28 protein-coding genes are annotated in these 24,622 nt (G+C 62.5%); 16 read left to right on the forward strand and 12 right to left on the reverse strand.

The features are described from left to right. Nucleotide 1 precedes the first annotated feature (1 nt). The 10 genes from O4H31_RS09120 (at nt 2) to O4H31_RS09165 (ending at nt 8,094) form a co-directional block, all read left to right on the forward strand. Nucleotides 2-298 (forward strand): DUF2849 domain-containing protein, encoded by a 297-nt coding sequence (locus tag O4H31_RS09120; protein ID WP_269345001.1) that lies wholly within the window; start codon nt 2-4, stop codon nt 296-298. Beyond that, nucleotides 298-1,974, forward strand: a complete 1,677-nt coding sequence (locus O4H31_RS09125; protein WP_269345003.1) for a nitrite/sulfite reductase — start codon at nt 298-300, stop codon at nt 1,972-1,974. Before O4H31_RS09120 ends, O4H31_RS09125 begins: the two co-directional genes overlap by 1 nt. Next, complete coding sequence (locus O4H31_RS09130) at nt 1,964-2,755, forward strand: phosphoadenylyl-sulfate reductase (RefSeq protein ID WP_269345004.1); 792 nt, start codon at nt 1,964-1,966, stop codon at nt 2,753-2,755. The genes O4H31_RS09125 and O4H31_RS09130 overlap by 11 nt, the downstream gene beginning before the upstream one ends. Next, entirely contained in the window at nt 2,752-3,180 is a 429-nt protein-coding gene (locus O4H31_RS09135; RefSeq protein ID WP_269345006.1) for a DUF934 domain-containing protein, read from the forward strand. Before O4H31_RS09130 ends, O4H31_RS09135 begins: the two co-directional genes overlap by 4 nt. A 68-nt stretch (nt 3,181-3,248) precedes the next feature. Beyond that, complete coding sequence (locus O4H31_RS09140) at nt 3,249-4,097, forward strand: ferredoxin--NADP reductase (protein WP_269345008.1); 849 nt, start codon at nt 3,249-3,251, stop codon at nt 4,095-4,097. Nucleotides 4,098-4,286: 189 nt separating this feature from the next. Continuing rightward, complete coding sequence (locus tag O4H31_RS09145) at nt 4,287-4,547, forward strand: pilus assembly protein PilZ (protein ID WP_269345010.1); 261 nt, start codon at nt 4,287-4,289, stop codon at nt 4,545-4,547. A 65-nt stretch (nt 4,548-4,612) separates the two neighbouring features. Then, nucleotides 4,613-5,266 carry an SDR family NAD(P)-dependent oxidoreductase gene (locus O4H31_RS09150; protein ID WP_269345012.1) on the forward strand — a complete coding sequence of 218 codons (654 nt, stop codon included), beginning with the start codon at nt 4,613-4,615 and terminating at the stop codon, nt 5,264-5,266. 72 nt (nt 5,267-5,338) lie between these two features. Beyond that, nucleotides 5,339-6,124: a 5'/3'-nucleotidase SurE gene (surE, locus tag O4H31_RS09155; RefSeq protein ID WP_269345014.1), complete on the forward strand. Its 786-nt coding sequence runs from the start codon at nt 5,339-5,341 to the stop codon at nt 6,122-6,124. Beyond that, nucleotides 6,121-6,777 carry a protein-L-isoaspartate(D-aspartate) O-methyltransferase gene (locus O4H31_RS09160; RefSeq protein ID WP_259984970.1) on the forward strand — a complete coding sequence of 219 codons (657 nt, stop codon included), beginning with the start codon at nt 6,121-6,123 and terminating at the stop codon, nt 6,775-6,777. Before surE ends, O4H31_RS09160 begins: the two co-directional genes overlap by 4 nt. 60 nt (nt 6,778-6,837) lie before the next feature. Beyond that, entirely contained in the window at nt 6,838-8,094 is a 1,257-nt protein-coding gene (locus tag O4H31_RS09165; protein ID WP_269345019.1) for a M23 family metallopeptidase, read from the forward strand. A 57-nt stretch (nt 8,095-8,151) separates the two neighbouring features. Here O4H31_RS09165 and O4H31_RS09170 read toward each other — a convergent pair whose 3' ends face one another. Genes O4H31_RS09170 through O4H31_RS09185 form a run of 4 tightly spaced genes read right to left on the reverse strand, consistent with a single transcriptional unit; the run spans nt 8,152 to nt 10,778 of the window. Further along, nucleotides 8,152-9,000 carry an ATP-binding protein gene (locus O4H31_RS09170; protein ID WP_269345021.1) on the reverse strand — a complete coding sequence of 283 codons (849 nt, stop codon included), beginning with the start codon at nt 8,998-9,000 and terminating at the stop codon, nt 8,152-8,154. After that, nucleotides 8,997-9,854, reverse strand: a complete 858-nt coding sequence (gene tatC, locus O4H31_RS09175; protein ID WP_067626153.1) for a twin-arginine translocase subunit TatC — start codon at nt 9,852-9,854, stop codon at nt 8,997-8,999. The genes O4H31_RS09170 and tatC overlap by 4 nt, the downstream gene beginning before the upstream one ends. 5 nt (nt 9,855-9,859) lie before the next feature. Then, the gene (gene tatB, locus O4H31_RS09180; RefSeq protein ID WP_269345025.1) at nt 9,860-10,504 is read right to left on the reverse strand and encodes a Sec-independent protein translocase protein TatB; all 645 of its coding nucleotides are present in this window, start codon (nt 10,502-10,504) and stop codon (nt 9,860-9,862) included. 4 nt (nt 10,505-10,508) lie between these two features. Next, nucleotides 10,509-10,778 carry a twin-arginine translocase TatA/TatE family subunit gene (locus O4H31_RS09185; protein ID WP_067940504.1) on the reverse strand — a complete coding sequence of 90 codons (270 nt, stop codon included), beginning with the start codon at nt 10,776-10,778 and terminating at the stop codon, nt 10,509-10,511. 183 nt (nt 10,779-10,961) lie between these two features. On the opposite strand from O4H31_RS09185, the gene O4H31_RS09190 reads away from it, so the two are divergent. After that, nucleotides 10,962-11,624, forward strand: coding sequence for a helix-turn-helix transcriptional regulator (locus O4H31_RS09190; RefSeq protein WP_269345028.1), 663 nt, complete (start codon nt 10,962-10,964; stop codon nt 11,622-11,624). 65 nt (nt 11,625-11,689) lie between these two features. Here the strand turns inward: O4H31_RS09190 and O4H31_RS09195 are convergent, their stop codons facing one another. From O4H31_RS09195 to O4H31_RS09220, 6 genes are all read right to left on the reverse strand, one after another. Beyond that, entirely contained in the window at nt 11,690-12,046 is a 357-nt protein-coding gene (locus O4H31_RS09195) for a Lin0512 family protein (RefSeq protein WP_269345030.1), read from the reverse strand. Next, complete coding sequence (locus tag O4H31_RS09200) at nt 12,039-12,389, reverse strand: Lin0512 family protein (protein ID WP_269345033.1); 351 nt, start codon at nt 12,387-12,389, stop codon at nt 12,039-12,041. The genes O4H31_RS09195 and O4H31_RS09200 overlap by 8 nt, the downstream gene beginning before the upstream one ends. Beyond that, on the reverse strand, nt 12,386-13,474 hold the full coding sequence (locus O4H31_RS09205; protein WP_269345035.1) for an ABC transporter ATP-binding protein: 1,089 nt from the start codon (nt 13,472-13,474) through the stop codon (nt 12,386-12,388). Before O4H31_RS09205 ends, O4H31_RS09200 begins: the two co-directional genes overlap by 4 nt. 42 nt (nt 13,475-13,516) lie before the next feature. Continuing rightward, nucleotides 13,517-14,875 (reverse strand): sodium:proline symporter, encoded by a 1,359-nt coding sequence (locus O4H31_RS09210; protein WP_269345037.1) that lies wholly within the window; start codon nt 14,873-14,875, stop codon nt 13,517-13,519. Between the two features lie 147 nt (nt 14,876-15,022). Continuing rightward, a complete protein-coding gene (locus tag O4H31_RS09215) occupies nt 15,023-15,406 on the reverse strand; it encodes a hypothetical protein (RefSeq protein WP_269345038.1) in 384 nt (127 codons plus the stop codon). 18 nt (nt 15,407-15,424) lie between these two features. Continuing rightward, complete coding sequence (locus tag O4H31_RS09220) at nt 15,425-16,204, reverse strand: SDR family oxidoreductase (protein WP_269345041.1); 780 nt, start codon at nt 16,202-16,204, stop codon at nt 15,425-15,427. Between the two features lie 138 nt (nt 16,205-16,342). Here O4H31_RS09220 and O4H31_RS09225 point away from each other — a divergent pair, with 138 nt between their 5' ends. Continuing rightward, the gene (locus tag O4H31_RS09225; RefSeq protein ID WP_269345043.1) at nt 16,343-17,356 is read left to right on the forward strand and encodes a Hint domain-containing protein; all 1,014 of its coding nucleotides are present in this window, start codon (nt 16,343-16,345) and stop codon (nt 17,354-17,356) included. Here O4H31_RS09225 and O4H31_RS09230 read toward each other — a convergent pair. Next, nucleotides 17,353-17,736, reverse strand: a complete 384-nt coding sequence (locus O4H31_RS09230) for a nuclear transport factor 2 family protein (RefSeq protein ID WP_259984939.1) — start codon at nt 17,734-17,736, stop codon at nt 17,353-17,355. The genes O4H31_RS09225 and O4H31_RS09230 overlap by 4 nt on opposite strands. 104 nt (nt 17,737-17,840) lie before the next feature. On the opposite strand from O4H31_RS09230, the gene O4H31_RS09235 reads away from it, so the two are divergent. The 4 genes from O4H31_RS09235 to O4H31_RS09250 all read left to right on the forward strand — a co-directional run bounded on the left by O4H31_RS09235 (nt 17,841) and on the right by O4H31_RS09250 (nt 22,971). Continuing rightward, nucleotides 17,841-19,460 (forward strand): peptide chain release factor 3, encoded by a 1,620-nt coding sequence (locus O4H31_RS09235; protein WP_269345361.1) that lies wholly within the window; start codon nt 17,841-17,843, stop codon nt 19,458-19,460. Nucleotides 19,461-19,538: 78 nt separating this feature from the next. Beyond that, the gene (locus O4H31_RS09240) at nt 19,539-20,474 is read left to right on the forward strand and encodes a glycosyltransferase family 2 protein (protein WP_269345046.1); all 936 of its coding nucleotides are present in this window, start codon (nt 19,539-19,541) and stop codon (nt 20,472-20,474) included. A gap of 149 nt (nt 20,475-20,623) precedes the next feature. Beyond that, nucleotides 20,624-22,207: a DEAD/DEAH box helicase gene (locus O4H31_RS09245; protein ID WP_269345048.1), complete on the forward strand. Its 1,584-nt coding sequence runs from the start codon at nt 20,624-20,626 to the stop codon at nt 22,205-22,207. A 101-nt stretch (nt 22,208-22,308) separates the two neighbouring features. Further along, nucleotides 22,309-22,971, forward strand: coding sequence for a hypothetical protein (locus tag O4H31_RS09250; protein WP_269345050.1), 663 nt, complete (start codon nt 22,309-22,311; stop codon nt 22,969-22,971). On the opposite strand, the gene O4H31_RS09255 is transcribed toward O4H31_RS09250, so the two are convergent. Continuing rightward, on the reverse strand, nt 22,955-24,622 hold the full coding sequence (locus O4H31_RS09255) for a ribonuclease J (RefSeq protein ID WP_269345052.1): 1,668 nt from the start codon (nt 24,620-24,622) through the stop codon (nt 22,955-22,957). The genes O4H31_RS09250 and O4H31_RS09255 overlap by 17 nt on opposite strands.

Genomic DNA, 24,622 nt, shown 5'->3' on the forward strand with positions numbered 1-24,622 from the left:
TATGCCCAAGCCTTTCACCCCCAAGGTCATCACCGCCAATGCGCTGCTCGAAGGCGACGTTGTCTACCAAACCGCCACCGGCTGGACCCGCAGCCTTTCCGAGGCCGAAGTGCTGACCGATGAGGCCGACGCCGATCTGCGCCTGATCGACGCGCTGAGCCAACAAGATTTGGTCGTCGGCGTCTACCTCGCCGATGTGGCCCCCGAAGCGGGCGGCCCCAAGCCCACACACTTTCGCGAAGAGTTCCGCGCCAAAGGCCCGTCGAACTACGCCCACGGCAAACAGGAGACCGTCTGATGTACAGCTATACCGAATTCGACGACAAATTCCTCGCCGAGCGCAATGCCCAGTTCCGCGCCCAAGTCGAGCGCCGCATCGACGGCTCGCTCACCGAGGATGAGTTCAAACCCCTGCGCCTGATGAACGGCCTCTACCTGCAACTGCACGCCTATATGCTGCGGGTGGCGATCCCCTATGGCACGCTGAACAGCGCCCAGATGGACAAGCTCGCCTATATCGCCGAGAAGTGGGACAAGGGCTACGGCCACTTCACCACGCGCCAGAACATCCAGTACAACTGGCCCGAGCTGCGCGACGTGCCCGACATGCTCGACGCGCTGGCCGAGGTGAAGCTGCATGCGATCCAGACCTCCGGCAACACGATCCGCAACGTGACGGCGGACCATTTCGCCGGAGCCGCCGCTGATGAGGTCGCAGACCCCCGCCCCGTGGCCGAGTTGATCCGCCAATGGTCCACCGACCACCCGGAATTCCAGTTCCTGCCGCGCAAGTTCAAGGTCGCCGTCACCGGCGCCGCCGCCGACCGTGCGGTGATCAAGGCCCATGACATCGGCCTGCGCATCGTCGAACGCGACGGCGAGCAAGGTTTCGAAGTCATCGTCGGCGGCGGCCTCGGCCGCACCCCGATGATCGGCAAGGTGCTCTATGAATTTGTCAGCGCCGACGATCTGCTGCCCACGCTCGAAGCCATCGTCAGCGTCTACAACGTGCTCGGTCGCCGCGACAACAAGTACAAGGCGCGCATCAAGATCACCGTCCACGAGAACGGCATCGAAGACATCCGCGCCCGCGTTGACGCGCAATATGCGCTGATCCGCAGCCAGTTCACCGGCGTCGATCAACAAGTGCTGTCGCGCATCGAATCTGATTTCGCCGCCCCCCAGTTCAAAACCGCCTCCCTCGCGGCCTACGAGTCTGCCTATACCAACGACCCCGTCTTCCGCGCGTGGGCCGACACCAACCTCGCCGAGCACCGCGCGCCGGGCTATGCCATCGTGTCGATCAGCCTCAAGGCCCATGGTGCCACGCCGGGCGATGCAACGGCCGACCAGATGCGCGTGATGGCCGACCTCGCCCGCCGCTTTGGCCATGACGAGCTGCGCATCAGCCATGAGCAAAACGTGATCCTGCCCCACGTGCACCGCAGCGACCTGCCCGAACTGCACGCCGCACTGAAAGAGGCCAAGCTGGCCACCGCCAACATCGGCTTGATCTCGGACATCATCGCCTGCCCCGGCATGGATTACTGCGCGCTGGCCACTGCCCGCTCGATTCCCATCGCCCAAGAGATCGCCACCCGCTTCGACGAGTTGAAGCTGGAGCATGACGTGGGCCCGCTGAAGATCAAAATCTCGGGCTGCATCAACGCCTGCGGCCACCACCATGTGGGTCACATCGGGATCCTCGGCCTCGACCGCGCGGGGGTGGAGAACTACCAGATCACGCTCGGCGGCGACGGCACAGAAGACGCAAGCCTTGGCACCCGCACCGGCCCCGGCTTCTCAGCCGAGGAAATCATCCCCGCCATCGAACGCCTCGTTCTGGGCTACCTCGACCTGCGCAACGACCCCGGCGAGACCTTCTTGCAAGCCTACCGCCGCCTCGGCCTCGCGCCTTTCAAAGCGGTGCTCTACCCCGAGACGGCCAATAAGGACCGGGCCAATGCCGCTTGACACCCCTGAACTTCATCCTTTCTCAAATACCGATGCGCCGCCCCCCGAGGGGCTGCGCGCGGTCGAGGAAAAAGTAGCACGGCTCAACGCGGACCTGCGCCACCACGGGGCGACGGATGTGATCCGCCGCGCCGATGCAGAGATCGAGAACCTTACCCTCGTCTCCAGCTTCGGCGCGGAATCGGTGGCGCTCTTGCACCTCGCCTCCATGGTCTCGCGGGACATCCCGGTGCTCTTTATCGACACCGAAATGCTCTTTGCCGAAACGCTGGTTTACCAGCAGGAGCTGAGCGAACGCCTCGGCCTGCGCAATGTCACCACCCTACGCAGCGAAGAGATCGCGGCACAGGATCCCGATGGCACGCTGCATCAGTATGACACCGACGCCTGTTGTGCCTTGCGCAAGACCCGGCCTCTGCAAAGCGCGCTGGCGGGCTATGACGGCTGGATCACCGGGCGCAAACGCTTTCAATCGGGCAGCCGCGCGACCTTGGAGTTCTTTGAAGTCGAGATCCCCGACGATGGTGCTGCCCCGCGCATCAAGGTGAACCCGCTGGCCTATTGGGCAACCTCGGATGTGGCGGATTACATCACCGAGAACCGCTTGCCCCGGCATCCGCTGGTGGCCAAGGGCTACCCTTCGATCGGCTGCGCGCCCTGCACCTCGCCCGTGGCACCCGGCGAAGACCCGCGTGCCGGACGCTGGCGCGATCAGAACAAAGAAGAATGCGGCATCCACTTTGTGAACGGCAAAGTGGTCCGAACAGGAGACAAATCATGAGCGTACTCGTAACCGACACAGGTTTCACCGCCGACGACTGGACCCATGGCTATTGCGAGGAGGGTGCGGCGAATGATTGCCGCGCCGTCGATCTGGCCTCTGACGCCGACGCCCATGCCCTCACGCTGACCCCGGCGCTTGAGATGATCCGCGTCGACTTCCCCTCTTTCGCGGATGGGCGCGGCTTTACCATTGCCCGTGTTCTGCGCCTGCGCGGCTACACGGGTCGTCTGCGCGCCCGCGGGCATGTGTTGGCCGACCAATACGCCATGGCCCGCCGCGCGGGTTTTGATGAGGTCGAGATCGACGATGATCTGGCCGCACGTCAACCTGAGGACCAGTGGCTGGCCCGCGCCTATTGGCAGGCCCATGACTATCAGTCCCGCCTTCGCGGAGCCTCCCCACAGGCAGCGGCGGCCAAATAGGCCGCTTCATTGCCCTCCCCCCTTCCTTGCCATAAGTAGAGGCCGCAAACCGATTTGCGGAAACCATGATGACCGAGCAGAGCACAGTGAACCAAACCGCCGCCAAGCCCGTCCCGACGTTGCCCGACGCCCAGACCGTGACCTCTGTCACCCACTGGACGGATCAGCTTTTCTCGTTTCGGGTATCGCGGCCCGCGTCCTTGCGCTTCCGCTCGGGCGAGTTTGTCATGATCGGCCTGATGGGCGATCCGCATCCCGAGACTGGCAAGCAAAAACCCCTGCTGCGCGCCTATTCCATCGCCTCGCCTGCGTGGGACGATGAGTTGGAGTTCTATTCGATCAAAGTGCAGGACGGCCCGCTGACCTCGAAACTGCAGCACATCCAGCCCGGCGACCAGATCATCCTGCGGCCCAAGCCCGTGGGCACGCTGGTGCATGACGCGCTGCTGCCGGGCGACCGGTTGTGGATGTTCGCCACCGGTACGGGCTTTGCCCCCTTTGCCAGCCTGCTGCGCGAGCCTGAGACCTATGAGAAATTCGATGAGGTCATCGTCACCCACACCTGCCGCGATGTGGCGGAACTGGAGTATGGCCGCCAGCTGATCGAAGGGCTGAAGGCCGACGAGTTGATGCAAGAGCTGATCGGCCCCGAAAACCTCGCCAAGATCCGCTATTATCCGACCACCACCCGCGAAGAGAGCCCCAAGATGGGCCGGATCACGCACCTTTTGCAGGATGGCACGGTGTTCAAAGATCTCGGCGTGCCTCAGATCAACGCCGCCCACGACCGCGCCATGGTCTGCGGCAGCTTGGGCTTCAACAAGGACATCATGGAGATTCTCGAAGGCTTTGGTTTGACCGAGGGTGCCAATTCCGACCCCCAGCATTTCGTCGTTGAAAAGGCCTTCGTGGGCTAACTCAGGTTAAGCCTTACGAAAGGTCGCAGCGTTACAAGTGAGTCGTCGGCGCTGCTTTGCCGACGCTCTGGCAGAACCCTGCGCATCCCCAAAACGCCCCCTTCCGCTGCACCGCGGCAGGGGTTAGCTGACGGTTTGCGAGCGCGGGGGACTGCCGCGCAAAACGCAACCACAGGCGAAAGGCACATCATGGCGAGCACTGGGACCCCGACCCCAAAGAAAGTCTCCGATCTGGCAACTGAAAAGGCCGATCTGTCCAGCACAGCGCTGATTGGTATTTTTGGCAGCGACGCCACGCCCGGCGCGCTGATCCGCGAAGGCGGCGGCAAAATCTCCCGCGTTGAAGTGGGCGACCAAGTCGCTGGCGGCGTTGTTGCGGCCATTGGGCAAGGCACATTGGTGCTCTCCAGCCGCCGCGGCAACAAAGTTCTGCGCCTGCCGCAGGGCTGAGCGGCTCAAGGAGGCGCGACACCGCGCCTCTTGACCTGCCGCCCGGGGCAGTGCACATCGCGGTCATGAGCAAGACAGCATTGATCACCGGCGCGTCGCGCGGCCTTGGGGCCGCTTTGGCAGAGGCTTTGGCCCCCACCCATCACATCATCGCCGTCGGTCGCACGACCGGCGCGTTGGAAGAGTTGGATGACCGTATCCAAGCCAAGGGTGGCAGCGCCACACTGGCCCCGATGGACATCACCAACGCCGATGCGATGGCGGTGCTTTGCCGAGGCATCCATGACCGCTGGGGCGGGCTTGACCTCTGGCTCCACTGCGCCGTGCATGCCGCACCGCTGACGCCCACCGATCACATCGACGCTAAGGATATGGAGAAATCCATCGCGGGCAATGTCACCGCCACGGCGCGGCTGATCACCTTTGTCTCCCCGCTTTTGGGGGCAGAGGGCACGGCGGTTTTCTTTGACGATCCGCGTGCTGGCACGAAATTCTTCGGCAGCTACGGGTCGACCAAGGCCGCGCAGATCGCGCTGGCGACCTCTTGGCAGGTTGAAACCGCGCAGATCGGCCCGCGCGTCCATATCCTCACGCCCGACCCGATGCCCACCGCCACCCGCGCGCGCTTCTTCCCCGGTGAGGACCGCGCGGCGCTCAGCGACACAGCCACGCAGGCCGCTGCGGTATTGGCGCAACTGTCGGAAAACTCCGCCTTGTGAACCGCGCGGCACCGGCGCGCTGCGCTTGCCGCCGGTCCGCCCCTCGCCTATCAAGGCAAAAAGGGGCCTTTCATGCGTATTTTGATTACAAACGATGACGGCATCAACGCGCCCGGTCTGGCCGTGCTGCGCGCCATTGCCGAGGAATTGGCCGGGCCCAAGGGTGAGGTCTGGACCGTTGCACCCGCGTTCGAGCAATCCGGCGTGGGCCATTGCATCAGCTACACCAAGCCGATGATGATCTCGCAACTGGACGACCGTGTTTTCGCCACCGAAGGCTCTCCCGCCGACTGCGTCCTTGCCGCGATCCACGATACGATGACCGCCGCGCCCCCCGATCTGGTGCTTTCGGGCGTGAACCGGGGCAACAACGCGGCTGAGAACGCGCTTTATTCCGGCACGCTCGGCGGCGCGATCGAGGCGGCTTTGCAGGGTCTGCCCGCCATCGCCCTGTCGCAATACTACGGCCCCGCCAACCGCGATCTGGCCGATCCGTTTGAGGCCGCAGCCCAGCATGGCGTCGAGACCTGTCGCCGGATTCTGGACCATAGCCCCAACGAAGAAGCGGCCTACGGCCTGTTCTACAATGTGAACTTCCCCCCCGTTGCGGGCGCCGATGTGCGCGGCATCCGGCTCGCCGCTCAGGGCCGCCGCCCCGGCACCGGGTTTTCGACCGAAGCGCATCTGTCGCCCTCGGGCCGGCGCTTTTTGTGGATCAAGGGTGGGGATCAGCGTGTGCAGACCGCAGCGGGCAGCGACGCCTGCGTGAACCTTGACGGCTACGTTTCGGTCACCCCAATGCGGTGCGACCTGACGGACCACGCAGCACTTGAAACGCTCACAGGCATTAACGGATGAACGAAGAGCCGATCTCTGAGGCCGAACGCAAGATGCAGTTCCTCTACGCGCTGCGCTCCAAGGGCGTGACGGACGCGCGTGTCCTGACAGCGATGGAAGCGATCGACCGCGGCCCCTTCATTCGCGGCATCTTCGCAAGCCGCGCCTATGAGGATATGCCCCTGCCCATCGCCTGCGGCCAGACGATCAGCCAACCCTCCGTCGTGGGGTTGATGAGCCAAGCCTTGCAGGTGTCATCCCGCGATAAGGTGCTCGAAATCGGCACCGGCTCGGGCTATCAGGCCGCGATCCTCAGCAAGCTCGCGCGGCGGGTCTATACGATCGACCGGCACCGGCGTCTGGTACAAGAGGCGCGGGGCGTGTTTGAGGCGATGGATCTTAACAACATCACCGCGATCACCGCCGATGGCAGCTTTGGCCTTGCCGAACAGGCGCCCTTTGACCGGATCATCGTGACCGCCGCCGCCGAAGACCCGCCCGGCCCCCTGCTGGCCCAGCTTAAGGAAGGCGGCATCATGGTGCTGCCCGTCGGCCAATCCGACACGGTCCAACACCTCATCCGCGTGCGAAAGACCGCTGATGGGCTGGAATACGACGAATTGCGCGCCGTGCGTTTTGTCCCCCTGCTGGAAGGCTTGGGCAAGGACGGGTAATAGGTTACAGAGACACGGACAACGCCCCTTACCGTCTGGGGCGAAGATGAGGACTTGCAGATGCGCCAAACACGCTTGCGCCGCCCCATGCGGCTGACCCTAATGGCCGGGACCAGTGCGATACTGCTGGCAGGTTGCGAAAATCAGCCACTGGATTACGACATGCGCAGCACCTTTGGCGATGGCTTTTCCACCGCCGAAGCCGCGCGCGGCCCCTTGGCGGACCGCCCCAAGCCCGACGCCCGGGGCGTGATCGCTTACCCCAATTATCAAGTCGCCGTCGCCCGCCGTGGCGATACGCTGAAAGACGTGGCCGCGCGTGTCGGGGCCGACAGCGGCGAACTGGCACGCTACAACGGCATTGATCAGGGCGTCCCGCTTCGCCAAGGAGAGATCATCGCCCTGCCCCGACGGGTCGCCGAACCTGCCCCCGGCACCAATGGCGCCGTCGATATCACCACCCTTGCGGGCAGCGCCATCGACCGCGCCCCGGCGACGCCGAGCGTGCAAACCCAAAGCCTGCCCCCTGCAAGCACCGGCACCACCGCGCCGCAGCCCACAGCGCCTCAGCCTACCGCGCCGCAATCGGCGAAAGAGCCGGTGCGCCACCGGGTCGAGCGTGGAGAGACCGCCTATACCGTTGCGCGCCTCTATAACGTGCCGGTCAAAGCGCTGGCAGAGTGGAACGGCCTTGGCCCCGATTTCGCGATCCGCGAGGGGCAATTCCTGCTGATCCCGGTAGAGAAACAAGCGCCCCCGCGTCAGGCGACCAACACCGCATCCAGTGCCGCCGCCTCGCGCCCCGTGCAACCTGTCACCAGCGCACCCGGCGCGGGCAGCCCCACGCCGACGCCCCCCTCGGCTGCAAAACCGCTGCCGCAGGATGAGACGGCGAAACCATTGCCACCCAAAGTCGAGCCGAAAGAGCCTGTGGCCGATGTCGGCAAGCCCACCGCCCCGGCAAAGGCCACCAAGATGACACCGCCGGTCCAAGGCTCCATCATCCGCGCCTATTCCAAGGGCAAGAACGAGGGCATCAACATCAAGGGCAACCCCGGCGGGCCGGTGAAGGCCGCCGAAGGAGGCACCGTGGCTGCGATCACCAAAAGTGCCGAGGGCATCCCGATTGTCGTGGTGCGCCACCCGGACAACCTGCTCACGGTCTATGCCAATGTGGACGGCGTGAATGTCGCGAAGGGCGATACCGTCAGCCGGGGCCAGCAGATCGCCAAACTGCGCGGCGGATCGGAATCGCATGTGCATTTCGAGGTCCGCAAGGGCTTCGAAAGCGTCGACCCGACGCCCTACATCCAGTAATCAAACGAAAAAGGGCCCGCAAAACTTGCGGGCCCTTCCGCTAATACCGTTCGGCGCTCAACCGCCTGAAACGGGAACACCTTTCCGGCCCGCCAAATCCACGAAATATTGCCACGCCACACGGCCCGACCGCGCCCCGCGTGTGGCCTGCCATTCGACGGCCTCGGCGCGCAGGGTATCGTCGTCGATCTCCACGCCGAAGGCATCGCAATAGCCGCGGATCATCGCCAAATATTGGTCTTGATCGCAGGGATGGAACCCAAGCCAAAGCCCGAAACGGTCGGAGAGAGAGACCTTTTCTTCGACCGCCTCCGAAGGGTTGATCGCACTGCCACGCTCATTTTCGATCATGTCGCGCGGCATCAGATGACGGCGGTTCGAGGTGGCGTAGAGCACCACATTCTCGGGCCGCCCTTCGATGCCGCCATCCAGCACCGCCTTCAGCGACTTGTAATGCGCGTCGTCATGGCCGAAACTGAGGTCATCGCAAAACAGGATAAACCGCTGCGACGCCCCGCGCAGCAGGGTCAGAAGCCGCCCGACCGAGGGCAGGTCTTCGCGTTGCAATTCAACAATGCGCAGCCCTTCATGCGATGCATGAACATCAGCATGTATTGCTTTGACAAGGCTTGATTTTCCCATGCCGCGCGCACCCCAAAGAAGGGCATTGTTCGCAGGCAATCCAGCTGCAAACTGCCGGGTATTAGCCAGCAAAGTATCCCTTGCCCGGTCAACGCCAATCAACAGCGGTAGGTCTATCCGTGCGACCTGCGGCACCGGCACCAGACGGTCGGGGTCGGGGTGCCAGACGAACGCCGTCGCCGCGTCAAAGTCGGGGGCGGAAAGCGGCGCCGGAGACATGCGCTCCAGCGCCGCTGCGATACGGTCCATCGGGTCGTCGATCACAGCAGGTCTTCCTCGTCTTCGTCGTCAAAGTAGCCCTCTTCGCGCAGCTTCTCGTCGCGCTTTTTCTCGACCCGGCGCACGAGGAAGATCGAGATTTCGTAAAGGCCGTAGACCACAACAAACAAGATCACCTGCGTGATCACATCTGGCGGCGTGACAAGGGCTGCCAGCACAAGGATCGCCACCACGGCATATTTGCGCACATTGCCCAGACCTTCGGAACTGACCAGCCCGGCCTTGCCCATCAGGGTCAGCAGCACGGGCAGCTGGAAGCACAGGCCAAAGGCTACGATGAACTTGATCGTAAGCGAGAGGTATTCCTGCGCCGAGCCTTGGAATGCGATGGCCGCGATGCCGTTCTCACCCTCTGGCCCCTCACCGACGAGCGTGCCCGCCTGTTGGAACCCAAGGAAGAAATCGAAAGCAAGTGGCGTGACGACGTAAAAGGCAAAGGCCGCACCGAGGAAAAACATCACCGGCGAGGAGATCAAGAAGGGCAGAAAAGCGCCCTTTTCGTTCTTGTAGAGCCCCGGTGCCACGAAGCGCCAAAGCTGGTAGCTGATGAAGGGAAAGCCCAGAACCAGACCGCCCAAGAGCGAGATCGAGATCGCAACAAAGAAACCTTCTTGCAGTTTGATCAAGATCAGCCCGCAGTCTTCCTGCCCCCGTTCGGCCATGGCCGAGCACAGCGGTTCGGTCAGGAAGTTGAAGATCGGGTTCCAGACGGTAAAGCAGATTACCATACCGATGATGAAGGCGATGACAGAGTGGATGAGCCTCGTGCGCAGCTCGGCCAGATGTTCGATCAACGGGGCCGAGCTGTCGTCGATCTCATAGTCGTCGGAGGCGCTCATTTAACTTACTCTTTTTTCGCAGCGGGTTTGGCTGTCGCTGGCTTCTTGGCGGCAGGCTTTTTCGCAGCGGGTTTCTTGGCCGCGGGCTTTTTAGCCGCTGCTTTGGCAGGGGCCGGTTTGGCCACCTCTTTCTCGATCACGGGACGCGCCGGTGCCGTCTTTTTCGCGGGCGTCTTGGCGGTGGCGGGTTTGGCAGCCTCTACCGGGGTCGCGTCAGACAGCTTCGCCTCCGCCGCATCGGCCTGCGCCATGGCCTCTGCCGCCTCGCGTTGCTTGCGCTCGGCTGCAGCGCGGGCAGTGCTGGCTTGGATCTTTTTCACATCCTCTGCCTTTTGCGCCGCCAGTTTGCCGGTCTCGCTGTCGGGGTCAAAGTTGGTCAGCGAACGGGTCGCGTCCTTCACCTCGTCCATCGCGCTGCCCAACGGGTTGGTCGCCGTTTTCAGCGACTTGTTCAGCGACGACGACATCTCGCGCATGCCGCTTTCGTCGGCGGCGTCGTTCATGGCCTGACTGAATTCACGCGCCATGCCCTTGGCCTTGCCCACGAATTGCCCGACGCGCCGAAACAGCACGGGCAGATCCTTGGGGCCGACCACGATCAGGGCCACCACACCGATGACTAAAAGTTCCGTCCAACCCAGATCGAACATCGGGTTAAACCCGGTCCTTGTCGGCCTTCAGGTCGGTCTTAGGATGCGTGCCCTGATCGGCATGCTCGGGCAGGTCGGCATGGTGCACTTCGTCGACATGTTTAATGTCGTCGCTGCGCTTGGTCTCTTCTTCGCCTTCGCTGATGCCCTTTTTGAAGCTGGTGATGCCTTTGCCGACTTCACCCATAAGCGAGGAAATCTTGCCGCGGCCGAAAAGCACCAGCACGACAACCGCGATCAGCAGCAGGCCCGGCAGTCCGATATTGTTCAACATGTCTGTTCTCCCATCATGTTTGGCGCATGTCATGCCGCGCCGTCCTGCCTGTGATAGCGGGCGGCGGCAGGACCATGAAGGGGCAAAGCGGCGGAAGGGCGGTGCTGCGGGCGACGGACTGCCGATTTTCGGGCGTGCAATTCCCCTTATGACATGTTTTTGTCAGGAGCGTCAGGAGGCGTCATGGTGTCAGCGAAAACCGAAGATCGGCTCGTGCGGTTGATCGACAGGCTGCGGGATGGGCGGCTGCACCGGGCCGAGGATTTGGCCCGGCTGTTTGGCGTCTCCCCCCGTACGATCTATCGCGATATGGGCAAGCTCGGCGCGGCGGGCCTGTCCATCGCCGGGACGCGGGGTGAAGGCTATCGGATCACCCCGGCGATCACCCTGCCCCCGCTGACCCTAACCCCGTCTGAATTGGAGGCGCTGAACCTCGGCCTTGCTGTCGCGGCAGAGGTTGGAGACCCCGCCTTGCAGAACGCAGCAGAGACATTGACCGCCAAGTTCGACGCGGTTTTGCCGACCGAGACCATCGCCGAGGGGGCCGCTTGGTCACAGGCGCTGACCTCGCAGGGCAAAGCCACACGGGTTTTTGCCCATCTTCCGGTGCTGCGCGCCGCGGTGCTGGCGCGTCAGAAGCTGCGGATCGGCGTCGCGGGGAAAAAGACCCGAATACTACGGCCACTGAAGGTAGAGAATTGGGGGCGGTTTTGGATGCTGACCGCCTGGTGCGAAGATGAAAAGGGATTTGCTACCTACGCGATCGATCAGATCGAGAGCGCCGAGGCCTTGCCGGAGCTGTTCGTCGACGAGCCGGGTAAAACGCTGGCTGACTACCACCCCTAGCCCTGAATCAAGGGCGCAGGTCCGCCTGGCTGACCCAGACCGCCCGGACGGTCTGGCACCCCGGCTCAGCTCTTCAGTCGCCAACCGATCTGCGGCGGCAAGAACGCCTCGACACTTGCCTGCGCGATCACGATGGTATCCTGCCCTGTCGGCACGTTCAGCCCACCCTTCACGGCACGTACCTCGGCCCGGCCACGCGGCAGATTGGCCACAAGCGCGTCGACATCCACCTTTTCTGGCTCTTGCACCGCCACGGTGACCTGCACACGCATCTGGTCAGGTGTCACGTCAAGCGCGCCGAAAAGCGGCAGAGAGGAATGGCGCAGGGCATTCTCGATCGCGCGGGCGGCGGCTTTGGTATAGTCCATCCCGTGCAGATCGTTGCCCATGCCCATTTCGATGATGATCCGTTGCTCAGGCATCGGCAGGCTCCATGTCGAAACCGACGGAAAGGGCCACATTCGCCATGACGGTTGGGTTCCCCTTCCCTTCGGGGCGCGGCACATCCAACCCGCCGTGATGCAGGTTCACCGTCACCTCGCCATAGGGAAAGACCGCGCGCAGCGCTTCGGGGTCGACCAGATCGGGCCGTTGCACGCCCACGTCGAGGGTGATCCGCATAGCGGACCTATCGAAACCGAAAAGCTCTGCCAGATTGATCGAGTTATGCCACAGCGCATCCTGCACCGCGCGTGTCGCGGCCTGCGTATAGTCGGCGCGGCGCAGGGACGACCCCATGCCGAATTCTACCATCAGGGGCTTCATGCCGTCACCGGAAAGACAAAGCAGCGGTCGCGGCGCACGGTCAGCCACATGACAGCGCCGGGTTGCGGCAAAAAGACATTCGGCACCGTAGCCTTGAGCCGCGATCCGTCCTCTTCCAACACAAATTCAACAAGGCTTTCGTTCCCCATAAAGCGCGCGCGTTCCACCACGGCGCGGGCCGGCGTGCCATCGGTCGCCGTGGGGCGTGGGCCTTTGCCCGCCCGGTCAAAGTCGATGCGCAGGTGTTGCGGGCGAAAGACGATATTTACCTGCGTGCCATCCGGCACCCCGGGGGCAAGGAATTGGCCAAAGACGGTATCGGCCAGCGCGCCGGTTACCCTGGCCTCGAGCACATTGGCATCGCTGAAAAATGCGACAGAGGCGCGATCGACGGGCCGCGTATAGACGTTATAGGGCGCGCCCTGCTGGACGATCTTGCCGTCGCGCATCAGCGCAATCTCATCGGCCATGCGCATCGCCTCATCCGGCTCATGGGTGACCAGCAGAACGGCAGTGTCCTCTTCTTTCAGGATGCTCAGGGTCTCATCGCGGATGCCGTCGCGCAGACGGTTGTCGAGGCCGGAAAAGGGCTCGTCCATCAGCATGATGCGCGGCTGCGGCGCCAGCGCACGGGCCAGCGCCACGCGCTGCTGCTCCCCGCCCGAAAGCTGGTGTGGATAGCCGTCGATATAGCGCAGCAGGTCCACCCGTTCGAGCAATTCCTCAATCCGCTTGCGCTTCTCGGCCTTGGTGCCTTTCTTGAGGCCAAAGCCCACGTTGTCGGCCACGCTCAGATGCGGAAACAGGGCGAAGTCCTGAAACATCAGCCCAATCTCGCGCCTCTCTGGCGGGACGCGAAACATGGTGTCGCAGATCAGCTTGCCATCGACATGGATCGTGCCGCTGTCTTGCATCTCAACGCCCGCGATCATGCGCAGCGTGGTGGATTTGCCGCAGCCCGAGGGGCCAAGCAGGCAGGTCACCTGCCCCGGCATGATCTGCAAAGACACGTCATCGACAACCTGCCGCCCGCCATAGGCGCGGCGCAGATTGCGGATTTCCAGTCGGGGGGTGGGGTCACTCATGGAAACTGCGGTATCCGATCAAATCACTCGGAAACCCAGCTATCAGCCCCGCCGCGCCCCCGCAAGCACCGCTGCGAACCCGGCCAGTAGCACGATCACGCAAATCACCAACAATTGCTCGTATTTATGCCCCTCGGGCAGGAGGGCCGCCACCGGCGCCCAGCCCCGCGCGAAATAGGCCGCAGCCCCGAGCATCGCGGCGGCAAAGGCGGCGAGGTAGCTCCAGACCGCGATGCGGCGCCCCGCCACCAGCTCCACCAGCAGCACCGGGGTAAGGAACATCGACGCGGTCCCGCTGACCGCCACGGCATCGAAAAGCGTGGCATTGCCCCAGAGCGTCAACAGCGCACCAAGCGCCATGAACCCCGCCATCACCAGCCGCCCGCCCATCAGGCTGCGCGGCGCGATGCGCCATTCTTCGACCATCAGCCGCGCGGCCGAGGCCAATGCGGAATCGAGCGTCGACAGTGCCGAGACCAGCAGCGACAGCATCAGCGCCACGAAAATCCAGCCCGGAAACATCTGCCCCCATGTGCCGATCAATTCGCCTTCATAGGCCGCACCGGTCAGGCTGGCTTGGATGCCGAAAAAGCCAAAGCCGATGATGCAGAGCGTCGAAATCCAAAAGGCGTGCAGGAAAGAGGCCCGCGTGGTTGCCTCATCCGCCAGAAAGCCACGATCCATCATTACCGGGTCATGGGCGGGGTAGGAGAAGACCTGCAATAAGGCCACCGCCAAAAGCACCCAGCCGTTATAGGGCCCCGAGACGCCCGGCGCACTCAGCACCGCGCCAAGCTCGAACCCCGGGCTCAGCAGCAGCGCACCAAGCGCGAGGCCGAAAACGACAAGAAAGACCAGCATCTGCACCACATCCGTGCGCAGCGCGGCGGAAAGCCCGCCCCATGCCGAATAGCCAAAGCCCAAAGCCGCGACGATCAGCACCGCCAGCGTGCCAGACCCCGGCCAGACGGCCTCGAAAATCAGCGCGACGACCAGCAGATTGGCAAAGACCTCGGACAGCAGCCGCAGCCCGATCACGAGGTTATAGGCCGTCGTGCCCGCGCTCCCGAACTGCCCGCCCAGCCAGTCCTGCACCGAGCGTGCCCCGCCGCGGCGCAGGTGGCCGACGATATAGCCGCCCGTCAGGAACGATCCGTAGTAGGCCGCATAGGCCAGCGTGCCCGCGATACCGTAGAAATAGCCCAAGATCGCGGCGTTCATCAGGCTGCGGGCGAAAATCCATGTGGTGACTTGGCTTAGCACCAGCACCCAAAGCCCCGGCGCGCGGCCCGCCGCATTGGCACCGCCAAAGAACCCTTCGACTGTGGCACGGCGCGGCGCGACAAGCAGGCTGGCAAGGATGACAGCCCCAAAGAGGACAATTAAAACGGTGCTTTGCATGGGGCAGGCCCTTTCGGTGAGACAACCCCTTTAGCGTTAGCCGCGCGGCTTAAAGCGGGCTAGCCCCGAAACACCCGCTGTCAGAAATGTGATGGCACGGCGGCGCGGCAAGGGCCTGCCTCCGCCGTGCCGCCGGATCAATCCTCGCTAAAGCCCGATCCCGCATTTGCGGGTGATTGGCACCAGATCACGCTGAAAGCGAATCCCCGCATTGCGATGGATCCGCGCCGCCAATCCGCCAAAGTCCGCCGCGTGGGTCAGTCTGTGTGCTTCACCGATGGCATATTCAACCTCGCGCACATAGGCCTCGGCCACGGGGCGGCCGCGCAGACGTTCAAGTTCGGCCAGCGCACAGGCAGACTTACCGCGCCGCTCGGGGCTCCAACGGGCCTTGGCAGGATCACTTCCCATCACGCTCAGCATCCGCCCATCCAGCGCGACCTGCGCCGCCTCATAGCGCGGCAGCAGGTCTTGAGCGCTGGCCGAAGTGGCGAAGAGGCCGACCAGCAGCGCTGCGGCTTTCATTATCATTTCGGCCCCCTCCTCCGCTTACATTGTGATGTTGGTGCCGCCGCCGTCCAGCAGCAGGTTCTGGCCCACGATAAAGCCTGCGTGCTGCGAACAGAGGAACGCACAAGCCGCGCCGAACTCTTCGCGCGTGCCATAGCGACCTGCGGGAATGCCAGCCTGCCGCTCGGCGCGGGCCTCATCCAGCGTAATGCCCTTGGCCTTGACCACACCCGCATCCAGCGAATCCGCGCGGTCGGTCGCGTGAATGCCCGGCAAAAGGTTGTTGATCGTGACCCCCTTGCCTGCCACCTGACGCGAGGTGCCCGCGACATAGCCGGTAAGCCCGGTCCGGGCGGAATTGCTGAGACCCAGCACGCCAATCGGCGCACGCACGGATTGGCTGGTGATATTGACCACCCGGCCCCAGCCACGGTCCATCATGCCCGGCACCAGCGCTTTGATCAGCGCGATGGGGGCCAGCATATTGGCATCAAGCGCCTTGATGAAATCTTCGCGGTCCCAGTCATGCCACATCCCCGGAGGCGGGCCACCCGCGTTGTTGACGAGGATGTCACAGCCCTCAGCGGCCTTGATGACCAGCGCCTGCCCCTCCTCGGTGGCCACATCCGCCGCCACGGTAACGACCTCAACACCGTAATCCTGACGGATACGTTCCGCCGATGCCTCAAGCGCCTCTGCGCCGCGCGCGTTCATCACAAGGTTGACCCCTGCCGCCGCCAGCGCTTCGGCGCAGCCAAGGCCAAGCCCTTTGGACGAGGCACAGACCAGCGCCTTCTTCCCCTTGATTCCCAAATCCATTTCGCGATTCCTCCTATGCATTTGCATATGCCTACCACGCCCTGCGGCCAATGCCAGCAAATCACCCGAGCCTTGACCCATGCGGGCCACAATTCTACCTTATCCCGCTGGCGAAAGCCCCTGAACCAAAGGCCTGTCATGTCCCGCACCCGCACCGCCCCCGCCCAGAGCATTGCCGTCTACCGCGCCGAACAACTCCGCGCGAGCGACGGGGCGAATATGGGCGATACGCTGTCTTTTGCCGCTGAATTGGTGTTGGATGATGTCTATGAGCTGGACCGCGCAGCGGAGCCTTTGCGCGTGTCTCTGCTGACCCTGCCGGGCGATCAATTGCAGCTTGCCGAGGATACCGGCGTGGGCAGCCCCGGTGCGGACCTGCATCTCGACAGCCTGCTCACACTGATGTCGCCCGACGGCCAGACCCAAGAGGCGCTGCTGCTGGTCGAGGTCGATGGCCAAGGGCGCGCCGCTGAGGTTTACCTCTTGCCACTGGGGCCGCTGACCCCGCAAACGGGCTACCGCATTGTTGGGATTGATACCCAAACTGCGCAGCAGAAATTCGGCCAACTCGCCTGCGTGTCCTTCACACGCGGCACCCATATCTCGCTCAGCACCGGCGAGCTACGCCGCATCGAAGACCTCCGTATCGGTGACCGTATCCTAACCCGCGACGACGGCGTTCAGACCCTACGCTGGATTGGCCAGAGCACCCTGCGCGCGGTGGGCGATTTCGCTCCGATCTGCATTCGCGCAGGCACGCTGAACAACGAACATGACCTGATCGTCAGCCCCGATCACCGGCTGTTCATCTATCAACGTAGTGACGAGATGGGCGCGGGCCGGTCGGAACTGCTCGTGAAAGCGCGGCATCTGGTGAATGGCGACAGCGTGACGGTGCAGGACGGCGGCTTTGTCGACTACTTCCAACTGCTGTTTGACAGCCATCAGATCATCTATGCCGAGGGGATTGCTGCCGAATCCATGCTGGTCGACAGCCGCACCCGCTCGGTCCTACCGCCGGAAATGGCCGCAGCCTTGGGCGAGGTGATCCCCGGCCATTCCGATCTGCCCCATGCCGGGCTTGATCTGGCCGAGGCGCTGCTCAACCGCCCCGATGCGGCGGCGCTGCTGAGAAAAGCCTCAACCCGTTAGGGGGCCTCAACGGCGTAGTGAAACTCTTCCCGGACGATCTTGCCGTTCTTCACGTGGTAAACGCCGATCTCTTCCATCTGAAAGCGGTCGCCGCTCTGCTTGTCGGTGGCGTCGACCTTGAAGACCGCGCTGAACTGCTCATCGCCGAAATAGAACGGGCCTGAGACTTCGGTTGCGTGTTCCTCCATCGCGTTTTCCCACCAGTCGTGTTTGCCGTGGATCGCCTTAATCCCATGCGTCTCGCGCCCCTGCCCGCCCATATCCGCGGCCTCTACCGAAACGGCATCTTCGGCATATAATTTATCTAGATTCTCGCGCACCTTGGCGGCACCGGCACGGCAGCCGTCAACCAACTCTTGAGCAATCTCTTTCAGTTCCATCGCAAATCCCTCCATGTACCACTTATGTTCTCATGCTAGGCCTACGGTCGATTCGCAGCAATGCCCAGATTGCGCCCGGTCGCGGCGCAGCCTATATGGGGCGGATGTTGGATACGCCGCAAAACCGCCCCGCCCTGCCCGCCGAGATCGCGCGCCGTCGCACCTTTGCGATCATCAGCCACCCTGACGCGGGCAAGACCACGCTGACTGAAAAGTTCCTGCTGTTCGGCGGGGCCATTCAGATGGCTGGCCAAGTGCGCGCCAAGGGCGAAGCGCGGCGCACGCGCTCGGACTTCATGGCGATGGAGAAAGACCGGGGGATCTCGGTCTCGGCCTCGGCCATGTCATTCGATTTTCACAGTGGCGACACTAACTACCGCTTTAACCTCGTCGACACACCCGGCCACTCGGACTTTTCCGAAGACACCTACCGGACGCTGACAGCGGTGGATGCCGCCGTGATGGTAATCGACGGGGCCAAGGGTGTGGAAAGCCAGACGCAGAAACTCTTTGAAGTCTGCCGGATGCGCGATCTGCCGATCCTGACCTTCTGTAACAAGATGGACCGCGAGAGCCGCGACACTTTTGAAATCATTGACGAAATTCAAGAGAACCTCGCGATCGACGTGACACCGGCAAGCTGGCCCATCGGCGTGGGCCGCGATTTCGTCGGTTGTTATGACATGCTGCGCGACCGTCTGGAACTGATGGACCGCGCCGACCGGAACCGTGTGGCCGACAGCATCAAGATCGAAGGGCTGGACGATCCCAAACTTGAACAGCACGTCCCCGCCGCCCTGCTGGAAAAGCTGCGCGAAGATCTGGAGATGGCGCGTGAGTTGCTGCCACCTCTGGACCTCAAAGCGATGCACGAAGGGACGCTGACGCCGATCTGGTTCGGCTCTGCCATCAACTCCTTCGGCGTGCGCGAGTTAATGGAGGGAATCGCCAAATATGGGCCGGAACCACAGATCCAAGCCGCTACCCCGCGTCAGATTCTGCCAGAAGAAACAAAGGTTTCTGGCTTTGTTTTCAAGGTGCAAGCGAACATGGACCCAAAGCACCGCGACCGTGTGGCCTTTGTCCGCCTCGCCTCGGGGCATTTCGAGCGGGGCATGAAAATGACCCATGTGCGCACCAAAAAACCGATGACAATTTCCAACCCTGTCATGTTCCTTGCCTCCGACCGCGAATTGGCTGAAGAGGCCTGGGCGGGTGACATCATCGGCATCCCCAACCACGGGCAACTGCGCATCGGCGACACACTGACCCAAGGCGAAGCCCTGCGCGTCAGCGGTATCCCCTCCTTCGCGCCCGAATTGCTGCAATCGGTCCGCGCGGGCGATCCGCTGAAAGCGAAACACCTTGAGAAAGCGCTGATGCAATTTTCCGAAGAGGGTGCCGCGAAAGTGTTCAAACCCTCCATCGGCTCGGGTTTTGTCGTGGGCGTTGTGGGACAATTGCAATTCGAAGTGCTCGCCAGCCGGATCGAACTGGAATACGGGCTGCCGGTGCGGTTTGAGCCCTCGCAATTCACCTCGGCTCGCTGGGTGAATGGCACGAAACAAGCCGTTGATAAGTTTACCGAAAGCAACAAACAGCACATCGCTCATGACCACGACGGCGACATCGTTTACCTGACCCGCCTGCAATGGGACATCGACCGGGTTGAGCGCGATTACCCGGATGTGAAACTGACCGCGACCAAGGAAATGATGGTCTGAATTAGCCTCTCCGATATGGGTCGTAAGCCTTGATTTCGCGCGCAATCATGGCATTCTGACCCCAACCGGGGAGACGCGATGACGACGACGACGAAATGGGGGCTGGTTGCCACAATTTTGGCCCCCGCTGACGAGATTAGACGCTTTGCCGCCTACCATCTTGAGGCAGGCGCGCATCGGCTCTATCTATTTCTCGACGCTGAAAACCCAGAGGCTTTCGACAGTTTGAAAGCCCATCCCAAGATCCGCGTCGTCACCTGCGATGATGCCTATTGGCAAAAGCTTTGCGGCAAACGCCCGCAAAAGCATCAGGTCCGCCAAAGCCAGAACGCCACCCGCGCCTATAACCGCGCGGATGATGTAGATTGGCTGATCCATATGGATGTGGACGAGTTCCTTGTTGCCGAGCACCCTGTGGGAGAGGTGCTCGCCGCCCTGCCCGCAGCGCAAAAGATCGCCCGCATCCGCCCGATGGAGGCTTTGGCAGGCGATGCGACAGCTTTCAAAGCCTTCATTCCAAACGGCCCGCAGCGGGCGCAGATCGTGTCGGAGCTTTACCCAACCTATGGCGAATACGTCAAAGGGGGATTCTTGAGCCATTTGGCCGGAAAGATCTTTGTCCGCACCGGGATGGCCGACGTTCGCCTACAAATACACAACGTTTTTCAGAATGACGCGATGATTGAGGGGCCAGAGCAGCAGCCCGGCATTGATCTGGCACATCTGCACGCAAAAAGCTGGCCCGACTGGCTGGCCGCCTATCGCTACCGGCTGGAAAAAGGCTCTTACCGTTCCGATCTCGCCCCCAACCGACCCCGTGATCGCGGCGGGTTGTCGATGCATGAGCTTTTTTCCATGATCGAAGCCGAAGGGGGCGAGGCGGGATTACGCGCCTTTTTCAATGAGGTCTGCGCCGACGCCCCCGAGTTGCGCGCGACCCTAAAGGCGAAGGGTTTGCTGCGCCTTGCCGATCTCGACCTTGATGCAAAGGTGTCGCGCCATTTCGCAAGTTAAGCGCCTGAGAGGCCAAGTGTTTGACGGCTGGGCCGCAACTTGCTATGCGCTTTCGCAACATGCCGCGGCATATGCCGCCCCTTGGGCCATTCGGGCCGGCTTGTATTGCTGCCGCGGGCCAAGTCAGTGTCCGCTCAACCCGGACGCACATGACAAAATTTACCGATCTAAACCTGAATGCCAAGGTCCTCAAAGCTGTTGTAGAGGCTGGCTACGAATCGCCCACACCTATTCAAGCGGGCGCTATTCCCCCCGCTCTCGAAGGCCGCGACGTGTTGGGCATCGCCCAGACCGGCACCGGCAAGACCGCCAGCTTCACGCTCCCGATGCTGTCGCTGCTCGCCCGGGGCCGCGCTCGTGCGCGGATGCCGCGCAGCCTCGTGCTCTGCCCCACGCGGGAATTGGCAGCGCAGGTTGCTGAAAACTTCGATACCTATTCCAAGCACCTTAAGCTCACCAAAGCGCTGCTGATCGGCGGCGTGAGCTTTAAAGAGCAAGACAGGCTGATCGACAAAGGCGTCGACGTGCTGATCGCCACACCGGGCCGCCTTTTGGACCATTTCGAACGCGGCAAGCTGATCCTCTCGGACGTGAAAGTCATGGTTGTGGACGAAGCCGACCGGATGCTCGACATGGGGTTCATCCCGGACATCGAACGCATCTTCGGCCTCACGCCCTTCACCCGTCAGACGCTGTTCTTCTCGGCCACCATGGCGCCCGAGATCGAGCGGATCACCAACACTTTCCTCAGCAATCCTAAGCGGATCGAAGTGGCACGTCAGGCCACCACGAGCGAGACCATCGAACAGGGCGTTGTCATGTTCAAAGCCTCGCGCAAGGACCGTGAAGCCACCGAGAAGCGCAAGTTGCTGCGTCTGCTGATCGACGCCGAAGGCGAGAAATGCACCAACGCGATCATCTTCTGCAACCGCAAGATGGACGTGGATACCGTTGCTAAGTCTTTGAAGAAATACGGCTATGACGCCGCCCCGATCCACGGCGATCTGGACCAAAGCCAGCGGACCAAGACGCTCGAAGGCTTCCGTAATGGCGAGCTGCGTTTCCTCGTGGCCTCAGACGTTGCCGCGCGTGGGCTTGATGTGCCAAGCGTGAGCCATGTCTTCAACTTCGACGTGCCCAGCCACGCCGAGGATTACGTTCACCGCATTGGCCGCACCGGCCGTGCGGGCCGCGACGGCAAGGCGATCATGATCTGCCAGCCCCGCGACGACAAGAACTTTGAAGACGTCGAGCGTCTGGTGCAAAAAGAAATTCCGCGCATCGAGAACCCGCTTGGCAATGCCAAACCGGCAGAAGAGGCGTCTGACGCCCCGGCCAAGACCGATGACAAGCCCAAGCGCACCCGGTCACGCAGCCGCAAGTCGGACAGGCCACAGGCCGATAAGCCGCAGACTGAGCAACCGCAGGTCGACGCGCGCCAAACGGATAAGCCCCAGACGGATAAGCCTCAGTCGGATAAGCCCGCTGAGACCTCCAATGAGGCCAAGCAGCCGCAGGCCGAGGCACCGAAAGAGGCCAAAACCGATGTGGCTCCAGAGCGCGAAGCCGAAGGCACGCAGGGCGGGCGCAAGTCACAGCGCGGCGGCAACAATGACAAGCCTTCGCGTGGTCGGGGCCGGAATGACAAACGCGGTGGCAACGACAACCGCGTCGTCGGGCTGGGAGATCATACGCCTGACTTCATCGGCCTAAGCTTCCGCGAGCGCATCTGAAACCAGCCCCACGCGGGCATGAATTCGCCGCTGATCCCTGCCGGGATTGGCGGCTTTTTCGTCTGTGCTATGTGAGGGGAAACCTCTCAGATAGGACCATTATGCTGCGCCCTGCTCTCTTTGCCTTCACCCTTGCCCTGACCGCCCTCATCTCTGCCCCCGCCAGCGCCGAACGCTGCCGTGCCGAGGTCAACGGTGCCGAAGTTGTCGTAGAGGCCGAGAATTTCGCCAATTTCGCCGAGGAAGTCGGCGCACGCGAACGGCTGATGAATTGGCCCGCACGGAAATGGAGCAGCCTTTGGGGCGCCCCACCCGCCTGTGACAGCGGGGTGCTGTTCGACTACCTTGCCACCACCGTGCCGCTCGACCAGATCGACGGCTATTGCCTGACCGCCACACCCGAGGATGGGCATTTCCTGATCCCCGGCGCGCGAAACTATCGCGGCTATTGCAAAAAGACCTTTTGCGAACGGGTGAACACCACCAAGGAAGAGACCGTCGAGATCAGCACGAACATCGCACGATCCGCGGTCGACACCATCAGCCAGCCAGACAACCTACGCGCCGTAGCGCATAAATCCGGGGCCTTCATTTTGACGGGAGGGGCATCTGCACTGAGCGCCAATCTGGCGACTACAGGCACGACGCTGGCCACCGCGCTATCGACCCCCGCCGCCCTTGCGGCCACGGGGGTGAGCGTGGTCGCAGTGGGCGGCGCGGTCTATATGTGCAGCGGTGGGGAGGAGGTCAGCTCAGACGGCTGACCACCACGGTGACTTCGGGCTTCTTGCCGATTTCGTCATAAGACGACTGACGTGCGACCTTTTTCAGACCGTCGTTCAGCTTGTCATCATCGCGCAGGGTGGCGGCTTTCTGACGGTTCAGCCACTGGCTGAGGTCTTGCTCCAGCACATCCACAAGCGGTGCATTGGAGCGGCCCGTTTCAGGCAGACCCATCAGATCAACCCAAGGCTCGCCCAAGGGCTCATCATCCGCATCCAAAATCATGGTCACGGTGGCATGGCCGTTCAGCGCCATGCGGATACGGTCGCGGATCACACCATCCAGCGCGCCAACCTGAACCGACCCGTCCAGATACATGCGGCCCGTGTCGACATGTTCAACCACTTTGGGCTTGTTGCCCGACAGGTCGATCATCATTCCGTTCACGGCCAGCACGCCGGTGATGCCCTTGGCATTGGCAATCTTCACATGCTCGCGCAGGTGACGGTGCTCGCCGTGCATGGGGATCAGAACCTGCGGTTTGACGATGGCATGCAGCGTCTCAAGGTCCGGGCGGTTCGCGTGGCCCGACACGTGATAGAGCCCCGAGGAATCATCCACCACATCCACACCCTTTTCAGAGAACTGGTTGATGATGCCGATCACGCCGCGCTCATTGCCCGGGATGGTCTTCGAGGAAAAGAGGAACAGATCGCCCTCTTTCAACTCGATGCCCTGATACTTCCCCCGTGCCAACTGCGCAGAGGCCGCGCGGCGTTCACCTTGGCTGCCGGTGACCAGCAGCATCAGGTTCTCGCGCGGGATGGCGCGGGCATTTTCGGGAGAGATAACAGGCGGGAAGTCTGCCATCACACCGGTCTGGATCGAGGCTTCGACCATGCGGTTCATTGCACGGCCCAGCAGAACGATCGACCGCCCTGCCCGTGCGCCCGCTTCTGCCAGCGTTTTAACCCGCGCCACGTTGGAGGCAAAGGTCGTGGCGACGACCATGCCCTCGGCACTGCTGACCAACTTTTCGATCTCCGGCCCAACGGTCGCTTCCGAGCGGCCGGGATGAGCGGAGAAGACATTGGTGCTGTCGCAGATCAGCGCATTGACGCCATCCTTGCAGACCTCGGCCCAAAGCGCGTCGTCAAAGGCTTCGCCGACGCCCGGCGTACGGTCGATCTTGAAGTCGCCGGAGTGGATCGTGCGCCCCTCTGGCGTGTCGATGACCATGGCCGAGGATTCAGGGATCGAATGCGAGATCGGCAGGAAGCCCACTTTGAAGGGGCCTGCGGTGATCTGCTCTGGCCATGCGCTTACCGTGGTGACCGCGTCTTCGGGGTGACCATGTTCAGACATCTTCCGGCGGGCGATATTGGCGGTAAAGGCACGCGCATAGATCGGCGCTTTCAGCACTTCATAGGAATGCGCGATGGCGCCAATGTGGTCTTCGTGGGCGTGGGTGATAAAGATCGCTTCGATCTGATCGCGACGCTTCTTCAGCCAAGAGATGTCGGGCAGGATCAGGTCCACGCCCGGCGTGCTGTCCATGTCCGGAAAAGCGACACCGATGTCGACGACGATCAGCCGTTCTTTACCGGGTTTGCCGTAGCCGTAGACATAGGCGTTCATGCCAATTTCACCCGCCCCACCGAGGGGCAGATAGATAAATCGTTCGCTGCTCAT

It is taken from the genome of Sulfitobacter dubius, assembly GCF_027214245.1.
GTDB lineage: Bacteria > Pseudomonadota > Alphaproteobacteria > Rhodobacterales > Rhodobacteraceae > Sulfitobacter > Sulfitobacter dubius_A.